Origin of the sequence: Nonomuraea sp. NPDC047529 (genome assembly GCF_040642995.1) — a bacterium.
GTDB lineage: Bacteria > Actinomycetota > Actinomycetes > Streptosporangiales > Streptosporangiaceae > Nonomuraea.
The window spans coordinates 156,936-169,450 of sequence record NZ_JBEYTJ010000001.1; the positions used below are offsets into that span (position 1 = coordinate 156,936).

Genomic DNA, 12,515 nt, shown 5'->3' on the forward strand with positions numbered 1-12,515 from the left:
ATGCAAATTCGGCAACGTTCCGTCAAAGACTGGTTACGCTGCGCGTGTCTGTGCAGGTCATAGGGCATATATCCGATGCTTTGCGTCTCGCGGGCGGAGGGGGCTGTAATGGGCATGTCCAAGCAGATGACCTTCACGCTGGCCTGTGCCGTCGTTCTCTCGGCCCTCGGGCCCGGTGTGGCCGGGTATCTGTCGGCCCGGTTCGAGGCCATCCAGACGGCCGAGCGCAACCTGCACGCGCTGGAGGCCAGGCTCGACGTCAGGCAGGCCCGGGACGTCCGGCCAGTGTCCTTCCCCCTGCCGTGCCTTCGTACGCCGTTGACGCCGCGCATCCAGCAGGTGCCCGCGACGGCGCTGGGCGGCCGGGAGCTCATGAGACGCCTGCACCGGGAGACGGAGGCCCTGGCGCCCGGGTCGCGGCAGCGGACCGAACCGGGCGCCCAGCGGCCGGTCATCGCCGGTACCGCCCGGTGATCCGGTCGATCACCTGCGCGTAGAGGTCGCCGCGCATCTCCTGGACGAGCGCTTCGAGCGGTGAGCGCCCTGGCACGCGGGCGACGTCCAGCTCCCTCAACGCCTCCCTCACCGGCTTCCTGACCGGCACCCTCACCGACGCCCCGACCGGCGCCCTGACCGGCGCTCGGACCGTAGCCTGCACCTGCGCCTTCACCTGGTCCTTCACCGGGGCCCTGACTGGTGCCTTCACCGGGACCGCCACCGGAGGGGCCACCCGGACGGCGCTCGGGCGGGCGGGCCGCCGGACGCGGGCACGCTCCCGATGGGCCCGCGCCCCGACGACGACCGCCGGACGCGCCCCCGGACGCGCGGGCACCCCCGCGACGGCCTCCGGACGGGCGGGCGCCTCGACCTCGGCGGGCACGGCCGCGGGCGGGACGGCGCGGCAGGCGACCACGGGCCGCACGGTCATCACCGCCGGCTCCGTGTCGTCGGCGGCGTACCCGGCCGTGTAACCGATCACCCCGCTGGCGCCCACGGCCAGGACCAGCCCGAACGTGGCGTAGACCGGCCCACGCCTGCGACGGGGATCGAAGGGAGCACTGCGGTGGAAGGCGGACGGTGGAAGATCGGACATCTTCACCTCCCGGGACCCGTGACGGACAGTGAATGAAAGATCGCTCACTGCTGTCATGCCCAGATCTGCGTCAGCGTCCCACGTCGCCCTCGGTCAGCTCGTGCGGCGACCACGACCTGAGCTGGCGCGACAGAAACCCCCGCACCAGATGCTTGGCGGCGTCGATGATGTCCGGCGCGCCGGCGGGGTCGCGCCGGAAGGCCAGCTTGAGCACCGCGTCGCCGGCCTCGACGGCGACCAGCACGGCCAGGTCGAGCGTCTCGCTGTCGGCCAGCCCGAACCCCTTGAACAGCAGGCCGCGCAGCCTGCCCGCGATGACCGTGTTGTTCTCGGAGTCGGAGTCGAGCAGGTTGAGGTCGACGACGTCGCCGAAGTGCAGGCTCCTGAAGCCGGGGACCGTGCGGTGCATGTCGACGTACTCGTCGATGATCGCGTCGACGGCCTCCCACCAGCCGCGGTACTCCTCCTCCATGAACCGGCGGCCCACCCGCGCCACGAACTGCTCGACGTTGCGCCGGGTGAGCTCCTGGGTGATGGCCCGCTTGTCGGGGAAGAACTGGTAGACCGATCCGATCGCGACGCCTGCCCGCTCGGCTATGCGGGTGGTGGACAGGGCCTCGTAGCCGGTCTCGTCGAGGAGTTCGGCGCAGGCGTCGAGCATGCGCTCGACGCGCCGGGCGCTGCGGCGTTGGGCCGGCTGCCGCCGGAGAGCTTTGGGGTGGACGCAGTCATCATCCATTTGCGGCGAGGACACGGATTCATCTTCTCTCGTCGGCACGATCGTTACCTACTCATTTGCGGGATTTCTCGGACGGCTGCCGCGCCGCGTCGCCCATGGCGAAATCCACGACTCGGCATAACCGTATTTCCGCGCTGCTCGGCGGGCCGAATGTGCGCTGCGACGCAGGCCCGCGGGGCAGGGTGGACGTCCGTCCGGTCCGCTCGGTGTCCTCGGGGCGATGCTCCGGATAACGTCCCGCGGATCGCCGCCGATGGTGTGTTCGAGAAAGTTCCGGCGGGCGCGAGCGTCATATTGTTCGGCACACTATATTGCGAGACGATATTTTGCGAATATTCTTCAATTTGCGGGATATCAGCGACGGCTCTCCTCGGGGTGACCCGTCGAACCGTCCGGAGGGTGGATCGCTCAGGGGCGCGCGGCCAGCCCCGAGCACGAGCGCAGGGCCTTCCAGTCGTTCACGGCCTGGGTCTTGGCCGTGCCCGTCATGGGGACCGGGATGCCGCCCTGGATCGTGGCCGGGGTCCACTGGTCCTTGAGCACCTTGCGGCCGTTGATGGTCAGCGTCAGCACGCCCGTCCTGCCCGTGGTGCCCGGGGTCGAGTTGTAGAAGACGAAGTTGCCCATGCCGTAGCTGACGTAGGCGTCGTCCAGGTATCCGGCGCCGAGCAGGATGTGCGCGTGCCCGCCGACCACGACGTCGGCGCCCGCCGCGACCAGCTTGGGGGCGAGTGAGCGCTGGGCCTCGTTGGGGCATTTCTGCATCTCGGTGCCCCAGTGCAGGTGCACGATGACGGTGTCGGAGTTCTTGCGCGCCTGGCGTACGGCCTTCAGCAGGCTGGCCTCGTCCTTGGCCGAGGCCAGCCCGCCCTTGTCGGCCGTGGCCGTCCACGACTGGATGAACTCGGCGTCGAGCACCTGCGTCGCGCCGATGATCGAGACCCGGTTGCCGTTCACGGTCTTACGGAAGGGTTTGTAGGCCTGCGCCGCGTTCGCGCCGATCCCCACGATCGGGAACTTGCTGCGCTTGATGGCCGCCAGGGAGTCGGTCAGGCCGCTCTCCATGTAGTCCATGCCGTGGTTGTTGGCCATGGAGGCGACGTCCACCCCGGCCGCCTTGAGCGCGGCGAACGCGGTCGCCGGCGCACGGAAGGTGAACTGCTTGCCCGGCGCGGGCGTCCCGGCCGTGGTGATGGCGGTCTCCAGGTTGACCATCGACAGGTCGGACTTGCGCAGGACGTTCGCGATGGGTCCGAGGGCGGTGCCCGGGTTGGCGAGCCTGCCGCGCAGGACGCCCTCGAAGTGCACGTCGCCGCCGAAGGAGATGGTGAAGGGCTTTCGTACGGGCTTCGGCTTCCGGCTCGGCGACTCGGCCGCCTGCTGGTCGACCTGCTTGCTCAGCGGCTCTTTCTCGGGTGCCGACGAACATGCCGCGAGGGAGGCGGCGACGACCAGCACCGGCAGGACACGGGGGAGTCTCATCTACCGCCATTTCCACTCGATCCAGACTTTTCCGGATCGAGCATTCTATGGGCGGCAGATTAGGACTTGGTATCACCACTTCCCACCAACCATGCCAAAGCGGACCTGGTGGCGTCGTCCTGGGGGCTGTAGACGATCAGTCGCATCTCGGGCGCGGAGGAGGCGTTCAGGCTGGTCGTGCTGAAGCGGAGGGCGCCGACGACCTCGTGCTCGAAGTGCTTCACCCGGGGGCCGGGCTCGGCCACGTCCTGCCTGGCCCACATGCGGGCGAACTCGGCGCTCTCGGCGCTCAGCCGCCGGACGAAGTCCTGCCAGCAGGGGTCGTCGGAGTGCCGGCTGTAGGCGCCCCTGAAGACCGCGACCGCGCGCGGCAGCTCCGACTCGCGGTTGACGAGCCTGGTCGGGACCGCGGTGTTGACGAAGGTCTGCCAGAGCGAGTTCCGCTCGCCGTCCGGGGCCTCGACGACGTGCGGGAACAGGGCGGCGTAGGAGGCGTTCCAGGCCAGCACGTCCGAACGGCTGTTGGTGACGGACGCAGGCATGTCGCCCAGTTGGTCGAGGATGCCCTGCATCTCGGCCGGTATGCGGCCGGCGTCGACGACGGCGGGCGCCTCGGCCTGGCCGGTGAGCCGGTAGAGGTGCTGGCGCTCGGCGTTGTCCAGCATGAGCGTACGGGCGACGGCGTCGAGCACCTGGCCGCTGACGTTGATCGGCCGGCCCTGCTCCAGCCACGTGTACCAGGTGACGCCCACCCCGGCGAGCTGGGCGACCTCCTCGCGGCGCAGCCCCGGCGTACGCCTGCGGGGGCCCGGCGCGAGGTCCACCATCTCGGGGGTGATGCGTGCCCGGCGGGTGCGGAGGAACGCCGCCAGATCCGTACGTCTTGCCTCGGTCACGGTCACACCTCCACTATGGGGGCATCGCCGCACACTTATCCAGGTGCCGCCAATACCAGTATAAAGGGACACTCGTTACTGGTACCAGGTACGCACAATAATGAAACACATGACCGAATCCGCCACTGTTTCCTCTCCTGTCCAGGCAACCCCACCGGACAGGGCCAAGGCCAGCGGTCTGCTCCTCGCAGTGATCCTCGTCGGGCAGTTCCTGGCCATCCTCAACGTCAACATCGTCAACGTGGCCACCCCGACCATCGAGGCGGACCTGCACTCCTCCGGCGCGGGGCTGCAGATGATCGTCGCCGGTTACACCATTGTCTATGCCGTCCTCTTGATCACCGGCGCCCGGATCGGCGACCTCTTCGGTTACCGCAACGCCTTCCTCGGCGGGCTGGCCCTGTTCACCGTCACCACGCTCGGCGCCGGCCTCGCGCCCTCGACGGGCTGGCTGATCGGCTTCCGCCTCGCCCAGGGCGCCGGCGCCGCCATGATGATGCCGCAGGTGCTGACCCTGATCCAGCGCAACTACCAGGGCGCGGCCCGGGGCCGGGCGATCGGCCTGTGGTCGCTGGTGATCAGCGGCGGCATCGTCGTCGGCCAGGCGCTCGGCGGCATTCTGCTCGGTTTCGGCGCCGGGTGGCGGGTGGTGTTCCTGGTGCTCGTGCCGGTGGCGGCCGTGCTGCTCGGCATCGGGTTCCGCGCGTTGCCCGCCGACGAGGGCGGCGGCAGGACCGGGCTCGACCCGTGGGGCCTGGTGACGCTGTCGGCGGCCGTTCTGCTGTTCGTGGTGCCGCTGGTGCTCGGGCGTGACCTCGGCTGGCCGGTCTGGGGCTGGGTCTCGATGGGGCTCAGTGTCGTGATGTTCGTGGCGTTCGTCCGCGTTGAGCGCTGGGTGACCGGTCGTGGCGGGCGTCCGCTGGTGGACGCCAAGGTGCTGGCGGCGCCGGGCATGCGTCCCGGCCTGGCGATCCTGCTGTTCGGCCCGGCGACCTGGGGCGCGTTCCTGTTCACCTCGGCCCTGCACCTCCAGGGCGACCTGCACTTCTCCCCGCTCGGCTCGGGGATGATGATGGTGCCGTGCGCGCTCGCCTTCGGCATCGTCGGCCTGCTGTGGCCGCGCCTGCCCGCCGGGTTGCAGCGCCCGCTCGTCCCGGTCGGTTACGTGGTGGCCGCGCCGGCCTATCTCGGTCTCGGCCTCGCCGCCGACGGCGGCGTCGTCTACGCGATCATGAGCGCCCTCATCGGCGCCGGGCTCGGCGTGCAGGTGGCGGTGACCAACATGGCGACCGAGCAGGTGGACGGCGCCTACGCGGCGGACGCGAGCGGCGCGCTGCTCACCGTGATGCAGCTCGGCCAGGTCATCGGCGTCTCGACCGTGGGCACGCTGTTCATCTCACTGAGCCAGGGCCACGGCACCGTCTCGGCCTCCCTCATGGCCGCCGTCGCGATGGCCGGCCTGGCCGTACTGGCGGGCCTGAGCAGCCTCTTCCTCGTCCGCGCCCGCCGCTGACCCACTCTCCGGCAACGATCCCCTCACGGGACGCGGGCCCGTTCTTCCTCAAGCTGGTCGTCCGCCGCGCTCGGCCTGCCGCGCTGAACGCTGCGGCGGCGGCTGCGGACCGGCTCCGGTGGATACTCCGAGGCGAACCAGGCCGGTGGGCTCCGGCCGGGCCTCGTCATGGGCGGCCCTGAAGGTTGTGTCGTCAACTCGTCAGGGCCGCCTGATCACCCGGCTGCGGCCAAGGTCTGCAGGTCGAACTCCCCGTCGCGGACGCCGGCCGTGAAGGCGGCCCACTCGGACGGCGTGAAGACGAGCACGGGCCCGTCGTCCACCTTGCTGTCCCGCAGGGCGACGTTGCCGTCTCCCAGGGGGGCGACCTCGACACAAGAGGTCGCGCCGTTGCAGAAGGTGCTCTTCCGCCAGTTCTGGATCGTGCTGGTATGCATTTTCTCCCCAAAGGCTATAGACGGGCCCCATTGCCCGCCTCCTGGGACCGCGTGCTCTAGCGTCGCCACATCATGGCTTTGCGTTGGATGAGCACGCGGGATTCGTCCTCGTCGAGCGCCTCTGCCCACATGTGGTCAAAAGCGTTCTCATATCCGGCGACTCGTTCGAGATCGTCCACGAAGTGCGCAGTGTACAAGTGCTCCAGATAGACGACGTCGTCGAAGCCGGTGAATTTCAGGTGAATGAACGCCCCGGTATTGACCGGATGGAGCGAATCCAGCGGCAACACCCGGACGTTGACGTGCGGCAACGTGGAGACCTCGATGAGGTGCTCCATCTGCTCCCGCATGACCGAGGGCTCCCCGAAGCGCCGCATCAGCACCGCTTCGTCGAGCACCACGTTGAGGCGGCAGGGATCGGGCCGGTGCAGCACCCGTTGCTGCCGGTCGAGGCGGGCCTCGACGCGGCTGCGCACGCCGCTGTGCGTGATCCGGACGATTCCGCTCGCGGAGAGAATGACCTCTCGCGCGTAGTCCTCGGTCTGGAGGAGACCGGACACCAACTGGGGTTCCCAGTTGCGCTGAACCGTCGCCTCCGCCTCCAGCCCGAGAAGCCTGATGTACTCCTCGGGCAGGGAGTCTTCATAATCTTCCCACCACCCACGCTGCTCCGCATCTCGCAGCAGGCCGAAGAGTTCGTCAAGTCTGGCGGTGTCGAGGCTGTAGAGCTCGCCGAGCGCCTTGATGTCGGCCGCGCTGGGCATGGTCTTCGCGGCTTCGATGCGGCTGACCTTGCTCGCCGACCAGCCGAGCTCTCTCGCCGCGCGGGCCCCGGTGAACTTCCGTCGTTCGCGAAGGAGGCGCAACTCCTGGCCTAGGCGGAGCCTGCGCACTGTCGGACTGCCCTGCTGCGATGGCACCGTCCACTCTCCTTGTCGGGAATGAAGGCGTGGCGGGAACGGATCGTTTGGCAACCCGGTTTGTGGGCCGTTCACCCGATCTTACACTGCAACTTGCACGAACTCTGCCGCGCGGGGTTGCTCGAAGGCTTTCACGGAGAGAGCGTAGGAGCAAGGCAAGGCGTCACGTAGGTATAGAGGTGGGACGAGGATTTCGGTCGGCGCTGCTTCCCTTGCAACCCATGACAGAATCCGTGCAAGTTGCACCGCAACTGGAACAGCAATCTGCGAAGAAACTTAAATCTTCCCTTGCTCGATGTATTGCAGCATCCCGGAACCCGGAGGACGATCGAGCCAGGAGGGTTCTCGACCGACGAGGGGAGGCCGGAATGACGAAACGGCCTCGCACGTCGGGCTCTCCGCTCACGATCGGGCGCCCGCGCGAGCGCCGCCTCACCGGCAACGGAGCCGTCCCGGATACGAATGTCCGCCCCAGGGAGGCCGCTTGCCGGAAGGACCGTCCCATCGTCTGAGAGAACGTCGCGACTGTCGCTCGTCTGAGCACGAAAAAAGAATGCCGGGCCGAGACCGGATCCGCGTTCGCCGCATATGGGCTGCCACCCTGCGGCGGGACGGGACCCGACCTGCGACCCGGCGAAGAAGCCACCTCTGGAAATGCCGCGAAAGGGGTCTTCTATGTACTCACAAGGTACCAAGGGGATCGGCCGAATCAAGTCCCGGATCCGGGAATGCATCGCGTATGCCGACCGCGAGATCTGCATGGAGCCGGACGAGTTCGCCATCTACCGGGGCTGGACCGTCACCAGGACGGGCTTCGGCGCCCGCACCTACCGCGACCCACGCTTCGACCAGCTCACGGTGACGTCGCTGGTGCCCGAGGAGGTGTCCTGAGGTGTCGAGGAACCCGCGCAACCAGATCTACCCGGCCGACGAGGACCTCCCGGGCGCGGGCGGCGGCGGCCTGCTGGTACGGCTCTGGCGCGTCCGCAGCGAGGTCATGGTGCTGGGCGTGGCGGGGCTGTTCGTCCTGGCCCTGCTGGGGGCCACGCGGGACGGACATTGGGTGCCGTTCGTCCTGCTGAGCAGCGCCGTCTCGGTGCCCGCCGCCACCAGGACGGGCCGCAACTGGGCCGTCGCCCACTTCTGGTGCGTGGTCTCCCGGCACCGCCTGCAGCGGGTCTGCCTGGAGACCACCATGCACACCCGAGCGGGCCGGATCCCGCTGGTGCTCTGGATCACGCCGTCGGCCAGGGGCGAGAAGGCGCTGGTCATGACCAGGGCGGGCATCTCGGCCGAGGAGTTCGAGGCGTACGCCGAGGAGATCGCGGCGGCCTGCTGGGCCAGGAGTGCCACCGTCCACAGGCACCGCGACCGGGCCCAGCTGCTGGTCGTGGAGATCGTCCGGCGGGACGAGCTGCCCGGCGTGACCGCTCCCGGGCTGGAACGCCTGTACGGCCGCCGCTCCTGGACGCCGCTCAGGTCCGACCTCAAGGAGCCGCCCGATCTGCGCACGCCACTGGCGTTGCCGCAAGTCAGCCGGTGATCCAGGAATACCGGGCATCTTCCTGAACCACGCCCCGGGGACCGCGGGGGCTCCCGGGGCTTCCCCATGCGGACGAGACGGTCCAAGATGAGTTCACCCGGCGAACTCAGGAGTCGTGATGGCGTCGACCGTCCACCGGACCTGTCCGCTCTGCGAGGCCGTCTGCGGCCTGACGCTCACCCTCGACGACGGCGGCCACGTCACCGATGTCCGCGGCGACAGGGACGATCCCTTCAGCAAGGGGTTCATCTGCCCCAAGGGCGCGAGCCTGGGCCGTCTGGACGAGGACCCCGACCGCCTGCGCAGCCCGCTGATCCGCGAGGGCGACCAGTGGCGCGAGGCGAGCTGGGAGGAGGCGTTCGCGGCCGTCGAGCGGGGCCTCGGCCGGGTCACCGAGCGGTACGGGCGTCAGGCGGTCGCGATCTACCTGGGCAACCCCAACGCCCACACCATGGCCGGCGCCCTCTACGCCGGGCCGCTGATCAAGGCGCTCGGCACCCGGAACGTCTACACCGCCGCCACCGCCGACCAGATGCCCAAGCACGTCGCCAGCGGCCTGATGTTCGGCCATCCGCTGGCCGTGCCGGTCCCCGACCTGGACAGGACCGACTACCTGCTCATGCTGGGCGCCAACCCGCTGGAGTCGAACGGCTCGCTGTGCACCGCCCCCGACTTCCCCGGCCGGCTGAAGGCCCTGCGCCGGCGCGGCGGCCGGGTCGTCGTGGTGGACCCGCGCCGGACCAGGACGGCCGCGCTGGCCGACGAGCACGTGTTCGTCCGGCCGGGCACCGACGCGTACCTGCTGTTCGGGATCGTCCACACGCTGTTCGCCGAGGAGCTGGCCAGGCCGTGGCAGGAGGTCAACGGGCTGGCGGAGGTGCGCGAGGCGGCCAAGCACTTCCCGCCCGAGGCGGTCGCCCGGCGCACCGGCGTGCCGGCCGCGACGATCGTCCGGCTGGCCAGGGAGCTGGCCGGCGCGCGGACGGCCGCCGTGTACGCCAGGATCGGCACGTGCACGACCGAGTTCGGCACGCTGGCCCAGTGGCTCGTGGACGTGCTCAACGTGCTCACCGGCAACCTCGACCGGCCGGGCGGGGCCATGTTCCCCAAGCCGGCGACCGAGTTCGGGGCGCGGCGGCGGCCGTACACGGTGGGCCGGTGGCGCAGCCGGGTCAGGGAGCTGCCCGAGGCCAACGGCGAGCTGCCCGTGGCCACGCTGGCCGACGAGATCGAGACGCCGGGCGAGGGCCAGGTCAGGATGCTGGTCACGGTCGCGGGCAATCCCGTGCTGTCCGCGCCGCACGGCGACCGGCTGGACGCGGCCTTCGGCGGGCTCGACTTCATGGTGAGCGTCGATCCGTACCTGAACGAGACCACCCGGCACGCGCACGTCGTCCTGCCGCCGCCGCGCGTCCTGCAGTCGGGGCACTACGACTTCGCGCTGCTCGGGTTCGCCGTACGCAACTACGCCCGCTACTCGCGCCCCGCGCTGCCACTGGACGGACGGCCCGGCGAGGCCGAGATCCTGGCCAGGCTCGCCATGATCGCGTCCGGCATGGAAGGGCGTGCGGAGGACCTGGACGAGTTCCTGATCGGCGAGACGCTGCGCAAGGCCGCGCAGACCCCCGGCTCCGGCGTAGAAGGCCGGGACGCGGCCGAGCTGCGGGCCGGGCTGGACGGCGAGACGGGCGGCGAGCGCAGGCTGGACCTCATGCTCAGGCTCGGCCCGTACGGCGAGTGGTCCGGCCAGGGCGACCTGTCGCTGCGCAAGCTGCTCGACCATCCGCACGGCCTGGACCTCGGCGCGCTGGAGCCCCGGCTGCCCGAGGTGCTGAAGACCGCCTCCGGCCTGATCGAGCTGGCTCCCCCGCAGCTCGTCGAGGACGTCGAGCGCCTGCGCGGCAGGCTGGCGGACGAGCCGCCGGAGATCGTCCTGATCGGGCGGCGGCACCTGCGGTCCAACAACAGCTGGCTGCACAACGTGGGCCCGCTGGTCGGCGGGTCGAACACCTGCACGCTCCAGATCAACCCCGCCGACGTGGCCAGGCTCGGCCTGGACGGCAGGGCCGTGGTCACCTCGGCCGCGGGCAGCCTCACGGTGACGCTGGAGCCCACCGACACGATCATGCCGGGCGTCGTCAGCCTGCCGCACGGCTGGGGGCACGCGGGCAGCACGCAGCAGGTGGCGGCGCAACACGCCGGGGTCAACGTGAACGTGCTGACGGACGAATCCGCCCTGGATATCCCAAGTGGTAACGCAGTGTTCAACGGAGTTCCGGTCAGGATTTCACCAACCGGGGTGATCACCGCACATTAGGGTGTCGCGCGTGACTATCGCGCCAGAAGAGGACCGCCTGAACGCCCAGATCGCCTTCGCCGTCGAGATCGACAAGTTGAAGCGGGTCATCCGCCGCAACCATCTGATCGACGGTTCGCGCCGGGAGAACACCGCCGAGCACTCCTGGTACGTGGGCACGCTGGCGATGGTCCTCGGCGAGCACGCCCCGCCGGGAACGGACCTCCAGCGGGTGGTGGCCATGTTACTCGTGCACGACCTGGTCGAGATCGACGCCGGCGACACCTTCGTCTACGACCACGTGGCCGTCGCCGCGCAGGCCGCCGCCGAGACCGCCGCGGCCGACCGCATCTTCGGTCTGCTCCCCGGCGAGCAGGGCGCCCGGCTGCGGGAGCTCTGGGACGAGTTCGAGGCCAGGGTGACGCCGGAGGCCAGGTTCGCCAAGGCGCTCGACCGGTTCGCGCCGATCCTGGCCAACCACCACACCGAGGGCGGCACCTGGCCGCTGTTCAAGGTGACGGCCGGCGAGGTCAGGGAGAAGGTGCGGATCATCCAGGAGGGGTCGGCCTCCCTCGGCGCGTACGCGCTGGAGCTGGTAGAACTCTCCGTGGCCAGGGGACACCTCTCCGAGTGATCCCGTCAAGGCCGGGGTAGGGGACTTGTCGTGAAAGAGACAGTGCGAGCGAGACGTCGGCAATTGCGGGGTTTCGTCGGTCCGGTTGACCTCGCCGATCGACTTGAGAAGTCGAAGGCCATGGACAAACCGATCCGAGGGCTGGCCAAGGTCGTACGCGAGCGCCTGCGTCAGGGCGCCCTGCGCGACCTGCTGCACGGCGTGCCCACGGGCAAACCGCTGCACCCGCCGCTGGCCACGGTCACGCTCGGCTGCTGGCTGTCGGCCGCCGTGCTCGACCTGGCCCACGCCGATCCCCGGGCGAGCCGGCTGCTCCTGGCCACGGGCATCGCCAACGCGTTGCCCACCGCGGCGGCCGGGCTGACCGACTGGTCCTCGCTCCACCGCGAGCAACAGCGCGTGGGGTTCGTCCACATGGCCGCGAACATGGCCGCCCTGGGCCTGATGTCGGCCTCGCTGGTGGCCCGGCTGCGCGGCGCCGAGCGGGCCGGGCGGGTGCTGTCGTACGCGGGGCTCGGGCTGGGCGGGCTGGGCGGCTACCTCGGCGGCCACATGGCCTACCGCCAGGCCGCCGGGGCCAACCACGCCCCGCAGATCACCCATCTCGTCCCGCTGGGCTGGCACGACCTGTGCCCGCTCAAGGACCTGCCGGACGGCCGGCCGGTCGCCCGCAGGCTCGGCTACATCCAGCTCTTCGTGCTGCGCCAGGGCGACGGCGTCACCGTGCTGGCCGACCGCTGCCCGCACCTCGCTGGCCCGCTGCACCAGGGCCGGCTGGTCATGGAGGACGGCGAGGCGTGCGTGGTCTGCCCGTGGCACAGCAGCACGTTCCGGCTGACCGACGGCTCGGTGAAGCACGGTCCCGCGACCGCCCCCGCGCCCATGTTCGAGACCCGCATCCGCCGCGACGGCACGATCCAGGTAAGACCGGGGTTGACCTGAAGTCGACTTGAGGTCTTACC

General features: G+C 70.0%; 13 protein-coding genes. 7 read left to right on the top strand and 6 right to left on the bottom strand.

What is annotated here, in order from left to right; translation table 11 throughout:
* Positions 1-114: 114 nt before the first annotated feature.
* Positions 115-474, top strand: a complete 360-nt coding sequence (locus ABZ815_RS00830; RefSeq protein ID WP_357692497.1) for a hypothetical protein — start codon at positions 115-117, stop codon at positions 472-474.
* On the opposite strand, the gene ABZ815_RS00835 is transcribed toward ABZ815_RS00830, so the two are convergent.
* The 4 genes from ABZ815_RS00835 to ABZ815_RS00850 all read right to left on the bottom strand — a co-directional run bounded on the left by ABZ815_RS00835 (position 452) and on the right by ABZ815_RS00850 (position 4,210).
* Positions 452-1,093: a hypothetical protein gene (locus ABZ815_RS00835; RefSeq protein WP_357692499.1), complete on the bottom strand. Its 642-nt coding sequence runs from the start codon at positions 1,091-1,093 to the stop codon at positions 452-454. The genes ABZ815_RS00830 and ABZ815_RS00835 overlap by 23 nt on opposite strands.
* Positions 1,094-1,163: 70 nt before the next feature.
* Positions 1,164-1,832 carry a TetR family transcriptional regulator gene (locus tag ABZ815_RS00840; RefSeq protein WP_357692501.1) on the bottom strand — a complete coding sequence of 223 codons (669 nt, stop codon included), beginning with the start codon at positions 1,830-1,832 and terminating at the stop codon, positions 1,164-1,166.
* A 408-nt stretch (positions 1,833-2,240) separates the two neighbouring features.
* On the bottom strand, positions 2,241-3,314 hold the full coding sequence (locus tag ABZ815_RS00845; protein ID WP_357692503.1) for a CapA family protein: 1,074 nt from the start codon (positions 3,312-3,314) through the stop codon (positions 2,241-2,243).
* A gap of 59 nt (positions 3,315-3,373) precedes the next feature.
* Positions 3,374-4,210, bottom strand: coding sequence for a helix-turn-helix transcriptional regulator (locus tag ABZ815_RS00850; protein WP_357692505.1), 837 nt, complete (start codon positions 4,208-4,210; stop codon positions 3,374-3,376).
* A gap of 190 nt (positions 4,211-4,400) precedes the next feature.
* Between ABZ815_RS00850 and ABZ815_RS00855 the strand changes: the two genes are divergently transcribed.
* Positions 4,401-5,723: an MFS transporter gene (locus tag ABZ815_RS00855; protein WP_357692508.1), complete on the top strand. Its 1,323-nt coding sequence runs from the start codon at positions 4,401-4,403 to the stop codon at positions 5,721-5,723.
* A 215-nt stretch (positions 5,724-5,938) separates the two neighbouring features.
* Here ABZ815_RS00855 and ABZ815_RS00860 read toward each other — a convergent pair whose 3' ends face one another.
* Together ABZ815_RS00860 and ABZ815_RS00865 are read right to left on the bottom strand one after the other, a co-directional pair.
* A complete protein-coding gene (locus ABZ815_RS00860) occupies positions 5,939-6,160 on the bottom strand; it encodes a DUF397 domain-containing protein (RefSeq protein WP_357692510.1) in 222 nt (73 codons plus the stop codon).
* 56 nt (positions 6,161-6,216) lie between these two features.
* Positions 6,217-7,080, bottom strand: a complete 864-nt coding sequence (locus tag ABZ815_RS00865) for a helix-turn-helix transcriptional regulator (protein WP_357692512.1) — start codon at positions 7,078-7,080, stop codon at positions 6,217-6,219.
* A 675-nt stretch (positions 7,081-7,755) separates the two neighbouring features.
* Between ABZ815_RS00865 and ABZ815_RS00870 the strand changes: the two genes are divergently transcribed.
* From ABZ815_RS00870 to ABZ815_RS00890, 5 genes are all read left to right on the top strand, one after another.
* Positions 7,756-7,971 carry a hypothetical protein gene (locus ABZ815_RS00870; protein ID WP_357692514.1) on the top strand — a complete coding sequence of 72 codons (216 nt, stop codon included), beginning with the start codon at positions 7,756-7,758 and terminating at the stop codon, positions 7,969-7,971.
* 1 nt (position 7,972) lies between these two features.
* The gene (locus tag ABZ815_RS00875) at positions 7,973-8,623 is read left to right on the top strand and encodes a hypothetical protein (RefSeq protein WP_357692516.1); all 651 of its coding nucleotides are present in this window, start codon (positions 7,973-7,975) and stop codon (positions 8,621-8,623) included.
* 118 nt (positions 8,624-8,741) lie between these two features.
* Positions 8,742-10,940, top strand: a complete 2,199-nt coding sequence (locus ABZ815_RS00880; protein ID WP_357692518.1) for a molybdopterin-dependent oxidoreductase — start codon at positions 8,742-8,744, stop codon at positions 10,938-10,940.
* A gap of 1 nt (position 10,941) precedes the next feature.
* Complete coding sequence (locus tag ABZ815_RS00885) at positions 10,942-11,553, top strand: HD domain-containing protein (protein WP_357692520.1); 612 nt, start codon at positions 10,942-10,944, stop codon at positions 11,551-11,553.
* Positions 11,554-11,673: 120 nt separating this feature from the next.
* A complete protein-coding gene (locus ABZ815_RS00890) occupies positions 11,674-12,495 on the top strand; it encodes a Rieske 2Fe-2S domain-containing protein (protein WP_357692522.1) in 822 nt (273 codons plus the stop codon).
* Positions 12,496-12,515: the final 20 nt, after the last annotated feature.